Raw genomic sequence first — 19,095 nt, 5'->3', positions numbered from 1 at the left:
CCGTGTTTATAATGAAAAAAAAGCATCTGATCCTGCTGATTCTGGTCCTGGGACTAGCGCTGCGCCTTTATCGCCTGTCCGATTTCTGTCTGGACTGGGACGAACACTATGGTTTAAAGATCAACCGGGAATGTTCAGCTCTGAGCCTTGTTTCCCGGGTGCTGCAGGAAGATACACACCCTCCCACATATTATTTACTGGAAAGACCTTTCCTTAAGCTGCCGTTTTCACTGGAAACCTGCCTGAGACTTGTTTCTGTCTTCTTCGGAGTAGCCGGAATTTATTATACTTTCAGGCTCGGCTCTTTCATGTTCGGACTGAACGCAGGTCTGTTCGCTGCGCTGCTCTGCGCCTTCAATCCTTTCCATTTCTATCATTCACAGGAAGCCCGGATGTATTCGATGCTTTACTGGGCGAGCGCGCAGTTCATCCTGTATTATCTGCGTTTCCGGGAAAATCCGGGCAGAAAGTCTCTGGCGGTACTGGTTGTTTCCTCGCTTGCCGGATTTTACAGCGACTATTACTTTATCTTTGTGTTCGCTTTCGCAGCCCTGCATTTTTTGGCCACCCTGAACCAGAAGGCAGGACTTCGCAGCCTTTTCGTCTGGATGTTATCTGTCTTTGCCGGGCTCAGCCCTGTCCTGATTTTCGGAAGCGTCTCCCCGCTCAACTCCAGGTACGGGACTTTGCTGAAATCCTGCGCAGGCTGGCTTCCTCCGACTCATTTCTTCGAATTCATCGAGATCATCAGGCATTTCCTGGAAGGATATTTTTATTATTATTCCTGGTGGGCGATTACCCTGTTTCTGCTGATTGTGCTGACTACGATGCTGCTCAGGGTATATCGCGGGCAGAATTCAGGGGAGCTGTTCCTGCTGGGTTATTTATTGATTCCTCTGCTCCTCCTTTTTTTCACTTCCGAACTTTTTTTCCATTTTTCAGGAGTGGCTGTTTACAGGATGAGGCATGGGATCATAGCACTGCCGGCTCTCCTGATCTTCATGGCCAGGTTTTTCACACTGCTGCCGGGGATGGTCAGGATCCCGGCTCTCGGAGCGCTGCTCCTGATATTTTTCCAGAGCATTCTCGGCTATCAGGACAACCTGGACAGGAGCCTGTTTCAGATCAGGGATTATCTGAAAGGCTTGGGCGGAACTGTTTTCACCTCCCCTTTCGCGCTGAGCGAAGTGGCCGGCTCATACATTGCCGGCTCCCGGTCCCTGGCCTGGCCTTCGTATAAAGGCCTGTCTGCAGGCAGCATTGAAACTTTGATCGATGCTCAGACCGGAACTGGGAATGTATTCCTGGTCTTCAGGGAAATCGGGCAGCGCCTAGGAGAAAGCCAGCCACAGGACCTGATTGCCAGAGACTATCTCAGAAAGAAATATTCATTGAATCCTCAGGCCGTATTTTTTTCTCCCCAGAGTCCTTATCAGGCGATTACTGTGTATGGCAACTCCCAACCTTGCTCTACAGGGGAGATATATTCATTGAAACTGAAAAACAGGCTGCCCATGGGGTACAATCTTTACTCTGAAGACGAACCTGAGGCAATCCAGACGATTGCCGACGATAACGGCACAGCCTCTCTGACCTTGTCTACCGGAAAATGCTATCATCTGGACGCCTGGAGACGGTTGCACACCTGGTCGGAAAATGTCCATTCCCAGCTTTTCAATCCTTCACTCTGCCTCCCGCCATTGTTGTTTCTGAAACGTGGAGAAGAGGTCAGAAATCTGAATATACCTTTTTATTTCAGAACACCCTGGATACTGCTCCTGGATCTGGCCTGGTGCTTTCTGCTTTTTTCCTCGATTCTGGGGCTCCTGCAGTCTGACCTGAGAAATTACCGGGAATTGCTTCTGGGATGGTTTTCCGGCATTGCATCTGAATTTCGCCAGAAAATGGAGTCTGAGCACCTGAACCCTCCTCTTTTCTTTACCCTGGTTTTCGCATTTACTGTTTTGCTCTTCAGCGAGCATTCACTGGGCATATCCGCGACTTCCGCGAAGACAGTAGGACTGCTGGGAATCTATTGTATCTACCTGCTGGGGAAAGAGCTGTTTGGAGTGAAAACAGGACTCTATTCAGCACTCTTTGCCTCGCTTTCCCCATTTTTATTCTGCCTTAATCTCCAATTTCCCGAGGCTTCAGTAACTGTCTTTCTGACCGCGTTCTACCTTTTTCTTTTTTTGAGATTCCTGCGCGGGGGCTGCTCATGGGAACTGCTGGCCTGCGTGAGCCTGGCCGGGTTTACTTTTTCCCAGGGCGGCTTTCTGGGGATTTACCTCTTCAGCATCCTGTTTTCAGTAATACACAAGAAAGAGTTGAACAGGGATCATTTTCTCAAATGGCAGGCTGCAGTGCTGATCTTCTCTTCCCCCTCGATAATTTATTTTTTGAGTGGGCTTCAGAAATTCCGGCCAAAGAGCTTTGATCTTCTCTGTACCCAATACTGGAACCAGATCCCGGCGCTGCATGACTTTATCTATAGCTTTACCAATGGATTTCTTTTTTCAGTGCAGTTCAGGTATGCGGCGATGCTGGTCGGGATAACTTTGATTTCAGGAGTATTCACTGCCGGCAGATGCGGAGAATTGAGAAAATTCCTGTCCATCTGTTCGGCAATCCTGCTCAGCCTGACCCTGCTTTTTATGTTCCATCCGTTTGCGAACGGCCCGGCAGTAAATCCAGAAGCCACTGAGTTCGGCTTCCTGGCTCCCCTGATCCTGATCCTGTTTGGATACATTGCAGGAAAGCTTCCGAATCCGTTCGCTGCGTTGTTTTCCCTGGCAATCATGCTGATCTTCCTGCAGGGTGACCTGGATACACTGCTTAAATGCGACCACAGCCTGTCGCAGCTCAAACAGTATCTCGATAAAGACTTGCGGGAAGGGACGAATCTTCTGTATTCCCCGTCTGAGCGAAGCAGCCAGGTTGCACAGCGCTTGATGTGCCGCCTGATCCCTCTGCTTGAAAAAAAAGAGATGTCTATGGATCTGGCCAGGGAGAGGTTGAATCAGAAACTGATTCCAGGCCACGAAAATGTACTTTTTATTGAAAATTCGCCGGAGCAAGTAAGCAGCATCGGCGAGAGGGAAGCAGAGATCACTCGATGCTTGATAAGGGAAAACAACCTGGTACCTGCTTTTGCATTTAATACTCCTGGTTCAGCCCCATTTTCTTTAGTCGCATTCAGGCAACGCACATCAACAGTCAGCGAAACTGAATCGCAGCTGCAACTCAAATTCGACTGCTCAACAATCCTGGAATATTATTCCGAGGAAAACTGGCGAAACCCGCAGGTACAGCTCTGGAACTACAATTTTAAAGTTCCCCTGTCTACAGGAACAGTGAATCATTTCAGGATGAGCCGAGCGCTCGACTATTGCCCGTTTTTTTACGCATCCTGGGAACTTCCTCCGGTCGTTTCCACTGGTGGGGGCAATCTGGAGTTCGACTTGCGGCTGCCTCTGATTTTCAGAAAATGGTGGATATTGATGATCAATGCCGCCTGGTTTGTCCTGCTATTAATCGCACTAGGCAACTGTCTGCCCTGCAGGAAGCTTAAAATTTATCTGAAGCCGCCAGTTCAACTGATTTACTTCTATGCTGCGGAAAGAGCCTTTACTCTGATCTCCAGACTGAAAATCCAGGCTGCAGAATTACGGAGCTGCCTGTCCGCTCCTGGAGCTGTCGCAGCTGTTTGCAGGCATCCGCTGACCATTTTTACTCTTTACGCAGCTGCCATCCTGCTGGTGGACATCAATGGAGCCTGTCCTGAGTACCCTGAAATCAGCCTGAGCAAAGCACTTGGTCTGGATTACGGATCGCTCAGGATCTGCTCGATCCTGGCCTCTATTGCCGGAGGATTCCTTACTTACCGGCTGGTGAAATCCGTTTCAGGAGCTGGGACTGCCCGGCTGTCTTTAATGCTGCTGCCCCTCATTCCTCTGTATTTCCTGTATGCCCAGCAGGATCTGATCAGAATCATCAACTTCGATCTGTCCCTGATTTTCTGGAGTGCGGTACTTCCACTCACGCTTGGGAAAGCCTTGCTGACAGCTGCTGCAGCCCTGCTCGGTCTTTTTGAACCGGATCTGTTATGGATGGCGCTGATAAGCGGCGGAATACTGTATCTTCTGTTCATAGGCAAATGGGAAAGAAAACCTGGATTGTTCCAGACCGCCTGGATTTCACTGTTCATCCTTTACCGGCTGCTGATATTGATTGAATCTGGAATTCAAGTTTCCTGGCATTCTGAATTGGTCGGACAGTTTCAGAAACTGCTGGGAGGTTTTTACTTCTGCGGAGATGAAACCAGTGTTCAGATCATGTGGCTTCTGACGCTGCTCCTGGGATACCGCATGGTGCCAAAGGCCGGCCGAACCATGCTGTATTACCTTTTCATCACTTTATTTACTGCAGATACATTGCTGGCTGTTCCACCTTTTCTCGCGCTTCTGTGCCACCCTGTTTCAGGTGTGAACGCCATGGCCAGGAGGATCTGGCTTTTCTCCTTAGTCCTGATATTTCTTCAGCAGGACATCAATACACTAGCTAATAAAGACAGAAGTTATTTTCAGCTTAAGCAATGTTTAAAAGTTGACTGTGAAAAACCAGATAAATTTCTGATTTCTCCAGACAGGGATCTGGCAGCAGGGAGGGAAATTCTGACTCATAAAGCTCTGGCACTATCTCAATGCAGGGAAACATGGGAAAACGGACTCCAGGACAGGTATCACCTAATCGTCCGCAATTTATCCCATTCAGGAGATAAGTATTTCGAGCAGGATAATCAGAAGGTGAGCAGGTTTACGGAGAAATACAATCTGCAGCCGGTGAGAGCCTTCTTATCTCCGAATTCAGCACCAGGGTCCCTGATTTTGTATGATAAATCCTCGGGCAGGGAGGATGGGACTGCCGCCCTGGAACTGACTTTTCCGGATAAACTCAGCCTGGAAATTTACAAAGAAAATGAACCTTCTCAGAGAAAAATCCTGCCATTTGGCAGAAAGTATGAATTATCCCTGACCTGCGGCGAAATCTACAATCTTGAATTGTGCCGCGATTTCAGACATTGGCCTTTTGACTTTTCCATCTGCTCTCTTCCTCCGCTCCTGATTCTTTCCCCTGGTAATTATCAAATAGAAATCAGCCCGCCTTTTTATTTCAATCTGTTTTACATAATGCTGCTCAACCTCTGCTGGATTTCAGCGCTCTGCTGCCCGGCATTCTTACTGGTGAGTCAGCTTGCCTGGAAGTTGCAGGAAAAGCGTGCTGAGGGTCAGGCATTGTAAAATCAGGCTATTGATGCTAAAATTATCAATGATCATGAGCAAAGGATTGTTCGCCTCACTTCAAAAGCTTGACGAGTCCATCCAGTTGATAGAAGCTGACAACTTGTCCAAAAAAAAGGAAATCTCAGATCTGGAAGAGAGAATACTGAGCCTGAACCATACCGGCGCCAGACATAAGCCGATCGCCGAGAATCTGAGGACAACACTGGAAAATCTTGAGTTTATGGTGGAAATCAAGAGGGAACGGGTCAAATGCCTGAAGAAGATCATCAACGGATGGGGAGAGAAAATTGCAGGGCTCGATGAATCTTTACGAAAAGATCACATATCTGAAAAACCTTAGAAACGAACAGCGGGAGCTCGAAGTCAGGCTGGATCTGTTGATGAAGGAATTGGTTTCCCTGACCGAGGAAGCGCTTTCCGGCGATCCGGATGGACTGGAGTATAAATTGAACGAGCAGCGGACTGAATTGAACCAACTCGAAGCAGAAGAAAAACTGCTGCTCGGACTCGCCTCTGAAATCAGCAGGGAGGCGGTGGAGCTTCAGGAGAGTTGAGCTTTTTTACAGCATCTGATGTATATAAATGTGAACACCAGTTCCCCGCTCTGATCTAAGTCCCCTTGAATTATGTATACTAAAGTGAACATTATTTTCAGCAAAATTGGTGGTCTAAAGCCTATTTTCGAAGGAAAAACATGTTGTTCAAGCCATTTTGGTTCTTTGGCACAGGAATTGTTATGTATCTTTTAGAATAATTCTAACAGGAGGCGCAACATGACAAGATTTTTCAGAGAGGAATCTGGACAGGGAATGGTCGAATACGGACTGATCCTCGGCCTGATCGCCATCGTGGCCATCGCAGCTCTGACCGCTACCGGCTCATCGATCGGTGACATTTTCGACACGATTAAAACCAAACTGAGCACTGCCAACACATCTGTCAGCTAATTACGGAAAAGTAAAAAAAAGCTCCTGAAAGGGAGCTTTTTTTATTGCCGTGATCCAGTCTTTTAAATCAAGTTAATCAGTTCACCAGTTGAAATTTACTTTTTCCTTCAGACCGAGGATGAAATCAGTCAGCAGCCTGATGATGTTTTCTACATCCTTAAGCGACAGCACTTCCGAAGGGGTATGCATGTAGCGCAGTGGAATCGCGACCACGCCCACCGGGATGCCTCCCCGGGTGATCTGGATCACGTTGGAATCATTGCCTGCCGGTCTGGGAAGGGCGTTGACCTGATAGGGGATCTTGCTTTTCTTAGCTACTGAAACAAGGTTTGTATAAATCCAGGGATGGATATTGGGTCCTTTGGGTATCACGCCGCCTTTACCGAGATTGATGTCTCCGAACTTCTTCTTCTCCACGTTCGGATAATCGATGGCATGGGTAACATCCAGGGCAATTGCCAGGTCAGGTTTGAGATTGAAAGCACAGACCGATGCCCCGCGCAGGCCGATTTCTTCCTGGGTGGTGGCTGTGGCATAAACAGTGTAAGCGAGGTTTTTTTTATGGCTGGAAAGATTTTTCAAAGTTTCTGCAATGATGAAAGCACCGATCCTGTCGTCGAATCCCCTGGCTACTGCCAGGTCATTCGGGAGATATTCCAGACCATAACTGGTGACCCCTGTGTCGCCTAGTTCTAAAAGCTTTGCCGCTTCTTTTTTACTGTTGCAGCCGATATCTATGAACAGGTCTTCCATCTGAACTGCTTTGTCGCGGTCCTTGGCATCCAGCAGATGGATCGGCTTTTTCCCGAGCACTCCTACAATTTTTTTCCCGTTCTTTTCAAAGACCACGCGCTTGCCGGGCAGAACTGCAGGATCAATACCTCCCACAGCCGAGAAGAAGATGAATCCTTTTTCGTCAATGTATTTCACCATCACTCCGACCTCGTCGATGTGCCCGGCGAGCAGGATCGAGCCCTTAGGTTTGGATCCTGAGAGTACGGCAATGGTATTACCAATCGTGTCGGACTCGAATCTGTCCGCGTAATTTTTCAGATACTCCCGAAAGACCTTTTTGGCTGGTATTTCAGATCCGGTGGGACTGGAGGCGAGGTGCAGAGCCTCAAGGAATTTAAGGCTGTCTTTATGCATGTGGATCTCCTTGACTGAATTGACCATATTTTATTTGATCTCAGCCGGTTTGGCAAACATTTCTTCAGTAAAAATCGGGTGCCGGATTCCGGGATAGCTTCCAAAAGGAAGTTGTGTTAAAATGATGCCGGTATTTCATGAAGAAAATATTACTGCTTGCTTTTTTCAGCGCTGCCTCCTTTATCCAGGCTGTGTCTGTCGACTCAGTCGAACAGGTCCTCAGTCTGCTCAAACTCGGAAATTATCAGGAAGCCTTCGAAATCCTCACAGATCGGTTATACAAATCGGAAGCAGACGAATACCTCTATCTTCAGGGTGCCCTGTATGAAAAGCAGGATGATTATCTTCACGCAGCTGAACTTTATCAGAAGATTACGGATAAGGGAGGGAGTGATTACAGGGAGATTTCTCTGTTCCGTCTGATCGTCTGCCGCGACATGAAAAAACAGTATTCCGAAGCCGCATCATTAATCAGGGAATTCCTGAAAACATACCCGAAAAGTAAATACGTGGGCCTGTTGGAGAAAAGGCTGAAAGAGATTGTCTGAAGTCAGGAGATCGAGATTGACCTATTACCACAGCAGGAATAGGTTGGACAAATAATTTACCAAGGAGGAAAACATGACTAGATTGATCGCAATGCTGATGCTGCTGCTGACTGTTTGCGTTTTCGCTGATGGAGGGACCAACTGCGTCGGCGGAGTTTGTCAGATCACGCCTGGGTCCACCAAGGAAGCGGCGGCAACGGGAGAAGTGAAGACCACTGCCGAAGTGGCTTCGACCGGGGAAGTGAAAGCTGTCACCGCTGAAACGGCTGTCACTGCTGAAGCCGCTGCATCCGGAACGGTGAAAGAACCTGCCGAATCCAATCAAGAAGCAATAGCGAATACCGGGGAGGTAACAATGGACATCTGGGGAATGATTGCCAAGAGGAGCACATCCGAAGCCATCGCCACGATCGATAAAGGCATTGCCGGCGATTTTAAGGCTGACCGCGCCAGAACAGCCATCAGCAAAGACTGGCCGGTAGTCAAGATCAGCACTGACAAGGGTGATATCTATGCCGCTCTGTATGAAGATGATGCACCGAACACTGTGGCTTCCTTTATCTACCTGATCGACCACCAGTTTTACAATGGTCTTAAATTCCACAGGGTAGTCAAGAATTTTGTGATCCAGGGCGGCGATCCTGATGGCAACGGCTCAGGCGGTCCTGGATATGAGTTCGGGCTTGAAATCTCAGACAAGAAGCATGAAGAAGGAGTACTCTCCATGGCCAGGACTAGCGACCCTAATTCCAACGGTTCACAGTTCTTCATTACCCATACTGTGGTTCCCCATCTTGATGGGCAGTATACAGCATTCGGTTGCGTGCTGCTGGGACAAGATGTGGTCAACAAAATCGTCCAGGGCGATAAGATGAATAAGCTGGAGATAATCTACAAGAGAGCACATGATTATATTCCAAAGACTGTCTCCGGAAAGTTAAAATATTAGCAACTGTATAAAATTCGAACGCAGTGAGAATTTTATTACAGTTGCCTATCCCCGAAGCGTTTCCATGCGGGAAAAACTTACCCGGTGCTTTGTTGAAGCTCAGGGGAATCTGTTTTGAAATCCATTGTAGAGACGCGCCATGGCGCGTCTCTACTTTTATTCCGGAGGGATTTTTTTGATATCCATAGTGGTTTGCGTTTTCAATGAAGGCGAGACGACCACTCTTTTCGTCAGGGAAGCAGCCAGATTCAAGAGTGAGATTGGAGAAATCATCCTGGTGGACGATGGTTCGCCAGGGGAACTGCCTGATATGCAGGCTCTTGCATCCGAAACAGGTCTTAAAATCAAGGTGCTCACTCTCCAGAACAATGTGGGCAAAGACAGGGCTACACTGATTGGTCTTTCGCATGCCGAATGTGAGTTCACCGCCCTGATGGACATTGATCAGCAGTTTTCTTTTGAAGACATGCTGTGCTTGAAAAATTCTCTCACCGAAACAGGGGATGACATAGTACATGTCCTGAAAGAAGAATATTTCTCGATCTGGAACCTGCTCTTCAGACTGTTCTCTTTTCTTACCAGGGTAAAGGGTTATGAGAAGAACATCAGCGATTTTGCGGTTGCGCGGTCCGGGATCCTCAAGCAGTCCCTTGAGCGCTATAACTTAAGCCCGATTTTTTCCCTCAAGGGAGCGTTACCCGGGATCTCGTCCAGGTCAAGATCCGTGAGAGTGAAGATCAGAGAGCGGATTTCAGGCAACAGTAAAATGGATTTTACCAGGCTGCTGGATGTTTTTACAGCAACCTATCTGCTGGCTTTTCCAAACATAGTGCGTCTTTCTTTTGTCTGGGCCTTTGCTTTTTTCATTTTCGCGGTCGGATATTCCCTGTGGATCTGTTATCAAAAAATATTTCTGAACAGCACTCCGCCGGGATATCCCTCAGAGATCATCATAGAAATGATCGGATTTTCATTTGTTTTTTTCTTCATCGGAATTCTCTCCGAGTACTTGAACGCGCTGGTGAAACAGTTGATTGTCAAGAAACCGCATGCCCTGGTAAGAAAGCTTCAGGAATTTCTGCCTGGTTCTTCCTCTGGAGAAGGCAATGGGTAAAAAACTGTTTGAAAAATTCCGGTTCCTGCTGCCGGACATTGAACTGCGCAGATGGCTGATTATCCTGATACTGTCTTCAGCCCTGATTACGGTGGAGATTGTTTTTCTTGGTCTGCAGAAACTCTCGCTGTTTTTTTTCCTGCTTTTCTTCACTCCTGCCTGTGGCCTGCTCGGTTATTCTTATTACAGGGTGATCCGGTATATTTTTGAGTTGCTGAGGGGATTCGACAGCAAAGAGGCTGCCAAATTCTTTCCACCCAGACATTTCGAAATCGCTCCCAAAATAGTGGTAATCGGCGGCGGAACGGGATTGTCGACCCTTCTGCGTGGAATCAAACGCTATTCCAGATTCTACGATGAGCGGAATGTAACCGCTGTAGTGACCGTGATGGATGATGGAGGGAGTTCAGGCCGCATCAGGGCGGAACTGCATATCCTGCCTCCAGGCGACATCAGAAACTGTCTTGTAAGCCTGGCCAACGAGGAAACCCTGATGGCTGAACTTTTCAAATACAGATTCGAGGGCAGCGGAGAACTTTCAGGGCATAGTTTCGGAAATCTCTTCATTGCCGCGCTGACGAATGTCACCGGAGATTTCGAACGGGCAGTGGAGGAATCCAGCAAAATCCTGGCGATCAAAGGTACAATACTGCCTGCGATGAGTTCATCGCACACACTGATGGCAGAATTGAAAAACGGCAGCATCGCTGCAGGGGAATCCGAAATCGGCATCACCCAGGGCAAGGAGATCAAGCGGGTCTTTCTGGATCCCCCTGGAACAGCCGTCAATCATAAAGTGATCCAGGCCATCAGTGAGGCTGACTGCATCATATTCGGACCCGGCAGCCTGTTCACCAGCGTGATCCCGAATCTGCTGATACCGGAAATCCGGGCTGTGCTGTCTGAAAGCGCGGCCCTCAAGATTTACATCTGCAACATCATGACTCAGCCACATGAGACGAGCGGTTTCACGGCTTCCGATCACATCAGGACTATTCTGGAGTATCTGCCTAAAGTGAAGCTGGATTATTGCATCATCAATTCCCAGCGGGGATCCGAAGAATCGCTCACCAGATATGCTCTCAAGGAGTCGTATCCGGTTGTGGTCGACAGGGACCAGCTGGCGAGGCTCGACACCGACATTGTCCTGGACGAATTGATGGAGGAGTCGGATTATTTAAGGCATAATTTCAAGAAGCTGGCCCGGCTGATTATCAACCTGGTGGTTAACAGGATCTATGAAGGAAAATAGGAAGATCGATTTTTCCTATCCGAAGAAGGTCGAATTCATCTCCATCCTCAGAGAGGATCTGCAGAAGGCTTTATCAGGGGATGGAATCAGCCATTCGCGCCTGAATGACCTTACTTTTATCCTCAATGAAATGTTCACCAATTTTCTCAGGCACAGCGTCTCTCCCGCTGAAAGCCTTTTCAGATATGAAGTCAGCCTTTTTGCGGATAAGCTTCAGCTGATTGTAACCTACATTGACCAGGAGTATTCTGAAATCAAGCTCCTGCCACCCAGAATCGAAGAGCTTCCGGTTGACGGATACGGGCTTTTCATGGCTAGTAAAATGTCCAGGGAAATGAAAATCGAGTACCTGACCCGGGAAAAGCTCCTTAAATTCACTTTCCTGCTGGCAGCATGATCAGGATCGGGCAGCACAAATCTAAATATATTTACATTATCCTGTTGTTTTCATTATGGATCAGAATTCATGATCTGGGTGGATTCTGCCTTTTCTGGGATGAACTTTTCGGCCGGGACTGGAACACCGGACGGAGCATTGGCGGGACCATCGTCAAAATCCTTAGAGACGATGTGCACCCTCCCCTTTATTATCTGATGCTGAGGCCTTTCCTGTCGCTCCCGCTCAGCCAGGAATTTGCGCTGAGGCTGCCTTCCGCCCTGCTCGGGGTAGCCGGTGTGTATGTCACATACCTGGCTGCCTGCGCCTTGTTCGGATTGGAAGCAGGAGTGATTTCGGCTCTCCTACTCGCGATCAATCCGATGCATATGTTCCATTCCCAGGAAGCCAGGATGTACACTCTGCTGTATCTTGTCTCAGTGATTTTCTTCTGGGCCTGGATGAAATTCGACAAAACCGGCAAATCAAGGGATTTCTGGCTGCTCGTGATGGCATCGGTTCTTGGATTTTACAGTCATTATTATTTTGTTTTTCCTTTTCTCTTCCTGGCCGCAGCCTATCTGCTGACACACCGGAATCTGCGTTCGCTCTCAATTTTAGCGGCCTGGCAGGCAGCTGTGCTGGTTTGCATACTTCCGGTGCTTGTCTGTGCCAGAGCCTCGCCCTTCCATCCCGGTTTTTCCTATCAGATATCGCTGCATGCCTGGTGGCTGAAACCTGCCAATTTCATGCAGTTTCTGGATAATTTCAGCATCATGCTGGAAGGTCGCCATTTCCAGCTGACAGGTTACTGGGGGCTGATCATCATGATTATTCTGCTTTTGCATGGCTTCAGAGCGGGAATCGGCGACATCAGGCGGAAATACATGCTGCTGGCTGCTTATCTCTTTTTCCCACTTCTCCTCCTCTTCGGCTTTTCTCATCTGATGAGCGCACTGTTTTCAGCGGCAGTCTATGAACCAAGCCATGCGATGTTCGCACTTCCCGCACTGATCCTGCTGCTTGCGGTCAGCCTGAGCAGGATGCCACTCAAAGTCCGTTACCTGTGCCTGGCTGTTCTGCTTCTGATTGAATGGCAGGGAGATCTGAGCCAGTTTTCAGTTCGAGACCGGAGCCTGCTCGAAGTCAGGGATTTTCTAGCGCGTTCAAACAGACCCGGTCCACTGCTGGAGTCGCCTTTCGCCATGCTCGGGACGGCGAAAATGTATATTTCTCCGGAAATCACTCCCCTGACAACCCCTGAATACACCCCGGAGAACGCCGGGGTGCTGCTTGAGAAAAGATTGTCCAGTGATCAGGATCTTACTCTGATCTGGAGAGATGCCGGCCAACTGGCCGGAGAAGGCGAGAAGCGGGATCTGGCAGCTAGGGAATTCCTGATAAAGAAATTTGGGATCTCGCAGGTATATGCCTGCTATACGCCTCATGTAAGGGGAGCGTTTAAGGTTTTCCGTAATCATGTGTCCCAATCTACCGGAGAATGCTGTCTGAACCTGAACTTTCAACAGGAAATGGGGCTGACTTACTGGAGCGAAGGATTTCCCGATGAAATAGTTAGAAGGTGGGGTGCTGCTTTCCACCTTTTCCTTTCGTGCGGCGATACCTATCATCTGACTGTTTATAGAGGGATCAGGCAATTACCGTTTTTTGTGCCAAGGATGCCTTTGACCGTGTTTTACGCTGATCATCCCAGCCTGAATCTGCAGATCAGGCTTCCGTACTTTTTTTCACTGTGGTGGATCGCGCTCTTGAACTTAGGCTGCCTGTCTTTACTGCTCTGCGGAGCCTGGCTGTTGATCTCGCAGGAGCGTCAAAACATTAAGAAGTTCTAAGATTCGAAAGGTATTTCTCAGCTAGAAACGCAGCTGAGGCACCGTCTGCGCAAGCCGTGATAACCTGTCGCAGCGGAGTTACCCGCAGGTCCCCTGCTGCAAAAATTCCAGGTACGTCGGTTTGCAGCTCTCTGGTTTTCACGAAACCTTCCTCCAGTTCCACCAGATTCTTGAATATTTCCGAATTCGGGATCAGGCCGACGAAAATAAAGGTTCCTGTGACTGGAAGCTCCGATATAGCCCCGCTTTCAGTATTTCTCAGCAGTATATTTTCCACTCCTGTTTTGCCTCGAATTTCTTGCACAACAGAGTTCAGGACAGGTACTATCTTGGAATTTTGCTTGAGCCGTTCCTTTACTATACTGGTGGCGCGGAATTCCAATCTGCGGTGGATCAGATAGACTTTTTTTGCGAATTTAGTCAGATGCAGGGCTTCCTCGCAGGCACTGTTTCCGCCGCCGACTACAGCTACATCCTGATTACGGAAAAAGGGTCCGTCGCAGGTTGCACAGTAAGAAACTCCCCTGCCGGTGAATTCACGCTCGCCGGGCACCTCCAGTTTTTTGTAGCGGGTTCCTGTAGCGAGTATCAGTGAACTTGCGGAAAATTCCCCTTCGCTCGTTCTCACTGTAAAAAAATGTCCTGTTTTCCGGATTTCAAGGGCTTCCGCGATTTTGATACTGCAGCCGAATTCCCGGCATTGATTCTCCATGATCTGCATCAGGGCGTATGTGCCTGTTTTGCCTGTTCCCGGGTAATTTTCGATTTCCGAGCTCAACAGGATCATTCCACCTGGCGCGGTTTTCTCGATGATCAGGGTGGACAGGCGGGAACGGGAAGCATAAAGTCCTGCAGTCAGACCTGCAGGTCCTCCTCCGATGATGATCAGATCCAGTAATTCCATGGTCAGAGGTATCTGCTGATCAGACTGGTAAGGTCTTTTTTGGGTAGAGCGCCGACCTGGGTTTCCATCACAACGCCATCCTTGAACAGGATCAGAGTTGGTATGCTGCGGATCCCGTATTTACCGGCTGTTTCGGCGGATTTATCGACATCCATCTTGCCGACTTTGATTTTATCCTGATATTCTTTGGCGATTTCATCGATCATGGGTGCCAGCATCTTGCAGGGGCCGCACCATTCGGCGAAAAAGTCCACCAGTACGACACCCTTGTGTTTCAGCACTTCTGCTTCAAAATCCTTGTCAGTAAAAAAAGTGGCCATGTTTCCTCCGTTATTGATTGCAAAAACTCTGCAAACCACGCATGGTTAAGGTTTGCTATGATTTTTTACGCAGCCTTTCGGCTACTGAATAGACAAGATTGTTATAGAGGTCGCGTCCGAGACGCAGAGCCTCCCTGTCGCCGTGCAACTGAGCATAATACTCAAGAGTGTCCATCAATAGATATGCTCCGCGGTAAATCTGTGACGGATCGAAATTCCAGATCGAAGCCCACCAGTACTGACAGGAATAGATAGCTTTATCCATCAGCTCTCTGAGTGTGGGGTCAGCCCCTTTATCTTTCTCTACACACGAGAGAACATGATAAGTAAGAACCCACTGATTGTGATGGATCGGATTGTGCCTGCTCTGCCAGAGAGGATATGGGTCATCTCCCTGCAGGTCCTGCATCGAAGCGGACCAGGTGGACGGAGGAACAAAGCTTTTTCTGAGAGGAAACTTGGAGAAGATTTCCGACAGCGTGGCCAGCTGCAGGTCATCGTGATTCGGAAGTTCGTATAACATGGAGCGCAGAAATTTTTCTTCGTAGAAACGATGGTGATGTCCGAATGTTTCTCCATCCAGGGCGATGATCAGGTATCCGTCCTTGCCGTCGAACCATTTGTCCAGATCCTCGTCGATCCGGTTGATGAAGTCATTGCCTTTCCAGGAGTTGAAGGAGAGTTCATTGGACCAGCGGTTTGAGCGCAGGAATACACCGAGACCGGAAACCTCGGGAATGTAATCGAACGGACTCTGCTGGTGATAATAGTTGTAGGGAAGATCATCCGTAATCGCCCATTTGTAACCCATTTCACATATCAGGGTTCCCAGATGCGAAGAGAAGCACATTTCAGGGGGAAAAATTCCGGAAGGTTGGAAGGAATTACCGAAAACCTTGCGGCTTTTTTCACTGTTGACGGTAAGCTGGCGGGTAACCTCAGTCTGCGGGATCAGAGGGAATATCGGGTGATAGGCACCTGAACCGGTGAATTCCAGATTGCCGGTTTCAGAAGCTTTCCTCAGATTTTTTACTATATCGTCATGCCCGCATGAAAGCAGTTTTTCGGTCAGGCTGTAATTGATGTTAAGGGTGAATTTGGGTAATAGATCAGAGGTGAAGATTTCCGAAAGTGGCAGGTAGCATTGTTTGACAATTTCATGGATCACGAAGTCGAGCTGAGTTGGCGGCTGGTAAATGTGCAGCAGAAAGCCAAGGTATTTCAAGGTGGAGTCTCCTTCAGGAACTTTGATTTAACATGAAAAAGGGTATCACAACAGAGAAAAGAATGTCAAAACGAACCAGGCTTTGAGGCATTTTTTCCTAGTGTTCAGACTTACTTGCCAGACTGATTGCAGTTGTCACATCCTCAAGCGTGAATGGTTTTTTGAGGATGGCTTTCATCCCGAGTTTCATGGCTTCAAGGTAATCTTCAGGAGAATCGGAAGCTGTGCAGAGAATGCATTTGATTTCAGGATCAAAAGATTTGAGTTTAGTGAAAACATGGCAGCCATCTAAAACCGGCAATCTATAATCCATTAAAACAAAATCGATTATTAAATGATTCTGTCTGAAGAATGCCACTGCCTCAAGGCTGCCAGCCATAGGGATTGGAAACATTCCCAGCTGTTTGAGCATGGGGGAAATCAGTTTCAGAAAATCTTCATCATCATCGATGATCAGTACATTCGGGGTTTTGTGATGTTCGATTGCCGGCATCGCACTCTCCCTAAAAGATGGTCAAGGCTATTTATCCAGTATGCCATGTTCTGTGTCAGTACGTCAAGAGACTATTGCGGCAGTTGAGCAAATCTGGATTCTTTCTAAACTTCCGATTCCGGGTCGATCCCCAGCCGCCACTCATAAGTCCAGTAAATCATGAATCCAAGCAGGCCGAATGCCAGGGGACCTAAGCCGATACCCAGTTCGTTGAGATAAAGAGCCATCTTGGTGTCAAAAGTCCCGGATGGGACGAAGGACAGACCGATTGCCAGCAGGACTGAGGAGAACCCGAGAATTGTGACTGCCCAGGCCCCTGGGGCGGCACCAGGGACTCTGTATGGCCGCACTGCATCAGGAAATGATTTTCTGAGCTTGATGAAAGCGCCGAACATCAATAGATAGGGGATGAAATAAGTGATCGTGGCCATCAGTACCAGTGCCTGGTAAATCGCATCCACAGATGGGAAAAATGAGGTCAGCAGCACAATGATTGTCATGAAAACAGCTTGAATCAGCAGGGCGTTCTGAGGCATTCCTTCCCGATTCAGCCTGGTGACGGCCTGCGGGAAGACGCCCTGCTTGGTGCTTTCGAACAGCATCTTGATGGGGCAGACTATCCAGACACTGATTCCTCCAAAATTTCCGATCAGTATCATCACGGCCATGGCACCGACCAGATATTTAATCTGCAGTTCATCCGCGAGCAGTTTGGTTGCATCCATCACACCGCTTGCTGCTCCGATTTTTTCGGGGGATATGATCAGTGTAAGAGCGGTTGTGGCTATGATGTAAACTCCGGCGATGATCAGGGCTGAAATTACCGTGGCTCTAGGAAAAGTCTTCTGTGGATTCTCGGTTTCTCCTGCCAAAATCGGCGTAAGTTCGATCCCTGCCATGGCGAACATCAGCATTGAAAAGTTGGAAAGGCCCGCCGTAGAGCCGAGACTTGGCAGCCAGCTGCACAGGGAAAAGTCGGTCGGGACCGGTCGCCTCCAGAACAGGGAGGACATCACTCCAAGTCCGATGATTGTCAATCCAGGCAGAATTGTGCCGACAGACCCGCTCAGGTTGGACAGCCATTTACCGGTTTTCAGGCTTTTGAAATTGAAAAGTGTCAAGATCCAGAAGATCACCAGAACCGATGAGCAGACATAGAGCTTGTTGTTTTTCAGGGCGGGGTCGATCAGAAACGCGATCACTACTGCGCTTGCCGTCAAAATGCTTGGAAAATAGAAAAGGTTGCACAGCCAGTAGAACCAGGAAGTGATGAAGGCGGATTTTTCTCCGTAGGCTTTCCTTACCCAGATATACATCCCTCCCTGGTCCGGCCAGGTGGTTGCAAGTTCCGAAGAAATCAAGCCCAGTGGTATGAAGAAGACCAGAGCCGCCAGAATCCAGTAGGAGGTGGAAGCTGCCCCATACTGGGCTGCAACAGGCAGCCAGCGCAGTCCGATGATCGCAGTGACATTCATCAGAACAATATCCCATAATCTCATGTTTTTCATGTCTGCCTCTTTTGCTTAAAAAATGAATCAAAAAGAGAACATCTGATGATAGCTTTAAGCTCCAAATATTTCAAAATGCCGAATCTGAAAAAAAGTCTTGAAATTAATCCTCTGACCTAATAAAATAAATTCATCCCTTCAACAAAGGATGCTGCATGGATATTGATAAGTTTAAAAAATTTTTAAGCGACCCTGATCCCAACACCAGGAAAAAAGCAATCATTGCCCTTGCCAAGTCGGATTACAGGCATAAGCTGGAGATACTTGTTCAGATCTCAAAGACAGATCCCAGTCCTGCAATCCGGGAAGGTGTTCTCAAGATCATTGATCAGATCAAAAAAGAAGCTCCCGCACAGCCTGACCAGAAACCGGCTGCTACCCCAGCACCAGGAACAGCCCACGACAGACTGCAGGCCGATGCAGCCACGCAGATTGGAACGATTTTCACTTCCGGCAGCATTGAGGACAAGATTGATGTGCTAGGGAAACTGATCGAGCGGGAAGTGGGATTTGAAGATTTTCAACCCAAGACGATCTGGGAATTTCTGGCCAAGGAGACTGATCACAAAGTTGTGATGAAGGGAATGGAATACATTTTCAAAGAAGGAACTCAGGATTTAAAACTGGTCATCCTGAATCAGATTTACGAAGGAACATTCAAGATCCCTAAAGATATTCTCAGGGAACGGGTCATGTATGAGGTCGATTCAAATGTTCTCTCCGAAGCCGTGAAAGTACTGGGAAAGGTCGGGAACGACAGCGACATCGACATGATTACGCAGAAGCTCAAACACGTCGATGACCGCGTCCGGATAAGCAGCATTCTGGCGTTGCGCCTGATCGGCAATGAATTCACCCATGAATATGTGCTGCCTATGCTCCACAACAAGGATGAGACCGATGAAGTCAAAGCAAAAGCTGCTGCTTATGTTTTTGAGAAAGATCCTGAAACTGCTGTATTCCTGATGGAAGAAATGCTCGAAAAAGCCAAGGATAAGTATGGTGTGCAGACAGTAATCATGGCTCTTGAGGAAATCAATCACAAGAGCGTAGCCAAACTTCTCGCCAAAGCCCAGGAAAAGTTCAAGACTTACGCCGGCAAAAATCTTTTGGAAGAAGCCCAGCTCGCCCTCAACAAGAAGAAGTAGCTTCAA

The 19,095-nt window shown here is 48.2% G+C and carries 17 protein-coding genes; 11 read left to right on the top strand and 6 right to left on the bottom strand.

The genetic code is table 11. The annotated features are described in order from the left end of the window. The first annotated feature begins 11 nt into the window (after positions 1-11). The 4 genes from PHW04_07600 (at position 12) to PHW04_07585 (ending at position 6,250) form a co-directional block, all read left to right on the top strand. On the top strand, positions 12-5,300 hold the full coding sequence (locus PHW04_07600; GenBank protein ID MDD2715741.1) for a glycosyltransferase family 39 protein: 5,289 nt from the start codon (positions 12-14) through the stop codon (positions 5,298-5,300). A gap of 34 nt (positions 5,301-5,334) precedes the next feature. Next, complete coding sequence (locus tag PHW04_07595) at positions 5,335-5,643, top strand: hypothetical protein (protein ID MDD2715740.1); 309 nt, start codon at positions 5,335-5,337, stop codon at positions 5,641-5,643. After that, positions 5,603-5,857 (top strand): hypothetical protein, encoded by a 255-nt coding sequence (locus tag PHW04_07590; protein ID MDD2715739.1) that lies wholly within the window; start codon positions 5,603-5,605, stop codon positions 5,855-5,857. The genes PHW04_07595 and PHW04_07590 overlap by 41 nt, the downstream gene beginning before the upstream one ends. A 219-nt stretch (positions 5,858-6,076) precedes the next feature. Further along, positions 6,077-6,250 (top strand): Flp family type IVb pilin, encoded by a 174-nt coding sequence (locus PHW04_07585; protein ID MDD2715738.1) that lies wholly within the window; start codon positions 6,077-6,079, stop codon positions 6,248-6,250. Positions 6,251-6,331: 81 nt separating this feature from the next. Here PHW04_07585 and PHW04_07580 read toward each other — a convergent pair whose 3' ends face one another. Beyond that, positions 6,332-7,399 carry a M42 family metallopeptidase gene (locus tag PHW04_07580; protein ID MDD2715737.1) on the bottom strand — a complete coding sequence of 356 codons (1,068 nt, stop codon included), beginning with the start codon at positions 7,397-7,399 and terminating at the stop codon, positions 6,332-6,334. Between the two features lie 137 nt (positions 7,400-7,536). Between PHW04_07580 and PHW04_07575 the strand changes: the two genes are divergently transcribed. From PHW04_07575 to PHW04_07550, 6 genes are all read left to right on the top strand, one after another. Beyond that, positions 7,537-7,947, top strand: coding sequence for a tetratricopeptide repeat protein (locus tag PHW04_07575; GenBank protein ID MDD2715736.1), 411 nt, complete (start codon positions 7,537-7,539; stop codon positions 7,945-7,947). 73 nt (positions 7,948-8,020) lie between these two features. Beyond that, positions 8,021-8,896 carry a peptidylprolyl isomerase gene (locus PHW04_07570; protein ID MDD2715735.1) on the top strand — a complete coding sequence of 292 codons (876 nt, stop codon included), beginning with the start codon at positions 8,021-8,023 and terminating at the stop codon, positions 8,894-8,896. A 139-nt stretch (positions 8,897-9,035) separates the two neighbouring features. Beyond that, positions 9,036-10,010: a glycosyltransferase family 2 protein gene (locus PHW04_07565; protein MDD2715734.1), complete on the top strand. Its 975-nt coding sequence runs from the start codon at positions 9,036-9,038 to the stop codon at positions 10,008-10,010. After that, a complete protein-coding gene (locus PHW04_07560) occupies positions 10,003-11,262 on the top strand; it encodes a YvcK family protein (GenBank protein ID MDD2715733.1) in 1,260 nt (419 codons plus the stop codon). Before PHW04_07565 ends, PHW04_07560 begins: the two co-directional genes overlap by 8 nt. Further along, entirely contained in the window at positions 11,249-11,659 is a 411-nt protein-coding gene (locus tag PHW04_07555; GenBank protein MDD2715732.1) for a hypothetical protein, read from the top strand. The genes PHW04_07560 and PHW04_07555 overlap by 14 nt, the downstream gene beginning before the upstream one ends. After that, positions 11,656-13,491 carry a glycosyltransferase family 39 protein gene (locus PHW04_07550; GenBank protein ID MDD2715731.1) on the top strand — a complete coding sequence of 612 codons (1,836 nt, stop codon included), beginning with the start codon at positions 11,656-11,658 and terminating at the stop codon, positions 13,489-13,491. The genes PHW04_07555 and PHW04_07550 overlap by 4 nt, the downstream gene beginning before the upstream one ends. Here PHW04_07550 and trxB read toward each other — a convergent pair. The 5 genes from trxB to PHW04_07525 form a co-directional block, all read right to left on the bottom strand. Next, entirely contained in the window at positions 13,478-14,395 is a 918-nt protein-coding gene (trxB, locus tag PHW04_07545; GenBank protein ID MDD2715730.1) for a thioredoxin-disulfide reductase, read from the bottom strand. The two genes, PHW04_07550 and trxB, sit on opposite strands and share 14 nt — an antisense overlap. A 2-nt stretch (positions 14,396-14,397) precedes the next feature. Further along, on the bottom strand, positions 14,398-14,715 hold the full coding sequence (gene trxA, locus PHW04_07540; protein MDD2715729.1) for a thioredoxin: 318 nt from the start codon (positions 14,713-14,715) through the stop codon (positions 14,398-14,400). Positions 14,716-14,770: 55 nt separating this feature from the next. Next, the gene (locus PHW04_07535; protein ID MDD2715728.1) at positions 14,771-15,940 is read right to left on the bottom strand and encodes a hypothetical protein; all 1,170 of its coding nucleotides are present in this window, start codon (positions 15,938-15,940) and stop codon (positions 14,771-14,773) included. A gap of 97 nt (positions 15,941-16,037) precedes the next feature. After that, the gene (locus PHW04_07530) at positions 16,038-16,433 is read right to left on the bottom strand and encodes a response regulator (protein MDD2715727.1); all 396 of its coding nucleotides are present in this window, start codon (positions 16,431-16,433) and stop codon (positions 16,038-16,040) included. A 104-nt stretch (positions 16,434-16,537) separates the two neighbouring features. After that, positions 16,538-17,941 (bottom strand): APC family permease, encoded by a 1,404-nt coding sequence (locus tag PHW04_07525; GenBank protein MDD2715726.1) that lies wholly within the window; start codon positions 17,939-17,941, stop codon positions 16,538-16,540. A gap of 155 nt (positions 17,942-18,096) precedes the next feature. Between PHW04_07525 and PHW04_07520 the strand changes: the two genes are divergently transcribed. Then, positions 18,097-19,089, top strand: a complete 993-nt coding sequence (locus PHW04_07520) for a HEAT repeat domain-containing protein (protein MDD2715725.1) — start codon at positions 18,097-18,099, stop codon at positions 19,087-19,089. The last annotated feature ends 6 nt before the right edge of the window (positions 19,090-19,095 follow it).

It is taken from the genome of Candidatus Wallbacteria bacterium, assembly GCA_028687545.1.
Classification (GTDB): domain Bacteria; phylum Muiribacteriota; class JAQTZZ01; order JAQTZZ01; family JAQTZZ01; genus JAQTZZ01.
This window is presented reverse-complemented; position numbering and strand designations above follow the sequence as displayed.

Bases quoted from the DNA above. Each gene is read 5' to 3' on its own strand.
- PHW04_07600 (MDD2715741.1), top strand. From the start codon at position 12: ATGAAAAAAAAGCATCTGATCCTGCTGATTCTGGTCCTGGGACTAGCG.
- PHW04_07595 (MDD2715740.1), top strand. From the start codon at position 5,335: ATGAGCAAAGGATTGTTCGCCTCACTTCAAAAGCTTGACGAGTCCATC.
- PHW04_07590 (MDD2715739.1), top strand. From the start codon at position 5,603: ATGAATCTTTACGAAAAGATCACATATCTGAAAAACCTTAGAAACGAA.
- PHW04_07585 (MDD2715738.1), top strand. From the start codon at position 6,077: ATGACAAGATTTTTCAGAGAGGAATCTGGACAGGGAATGGTCGAATAC.
- PHW04_07580 (MDD2715737.1), bottom strand. From the start codon at position 7,399: ATGCATAAAGACAGCCTTAAATTCCTTGAGGCTCTGCACCTCGCCTCC.
- PHW04_07575 (MDD2715736.1), top strand. From the start codon at position 7,537: ATGAAGAAAATATTACTGCTTGCTTTTTTCAGCGCTGCCTCCTTTATC.
- PHW04_07570 (MDD2715735.1), top strand. From the start codon at position 8,021: ATGACTAGATTGATCGCAATGCTGATGCTGCTGCTGACTGTTTGCGTT.
- PHW04_07565 (MDD2715734.1), top strand. From the start codon at position 9,036: ATGGCGCGTCTCTACTTTTATTCCGGAGGGATTTTTTTGATATCCATA.
- PHW04_07560 (MDD2715733.1), top strand. From the start codon at position 10,003: ATGGGTAAAAAACTGTTTGAAAAATTCCGGTTCCTGCTGCCGGACATT.
- PHW04_07555 (MDD2715732.1), top strand. From the start codon at position 11,249: ATGAAGGAAAATAGGAAGATCGATTTTTCCTATCCGAAGAAGGTCGAA.
- PHW04_07550 (MDD2715731.1), top strand. From the start codon at position 11,656: ATGATCAGGATCGGGCAGCACAAATCTAAATATATTTACATTATCCTG.
- trxB (MDD2715730.1), bottom strand. From the start codon at position 14,395: ATGGAATTACTGGATCTGATCATCATCGGAGGAGGACCTGCAGGTCTG.
- trxA (MDD2715729.1), bottom strand. From the start codon at position 14,715: ATGGCCACTTTTTTTACTGACAAGGATTTTGAAGCAGAAGTGCTGAAA.
- PHW04_07530 (MDD2715727.1), bottom strand. From the start codon at position 16,433: ATGCCGGCAATCGAACATCACAAAACCCCGAATGTACTGATCATCGAT.
- PHW04_07525 (MDD2715726.1), bottom strand. From the start codon at position 17,941: ATGAAAAACATGAGATTATGGGATATTGTTCTGATGAATGTCACTGCG.
- PHW04_07520 (MDD2715725.1), top strand. From the start codon at position 18,097: ATGGATATTGATAAGTTTAAAAAATTTTTAAGCGACCCTGATCCCAAC.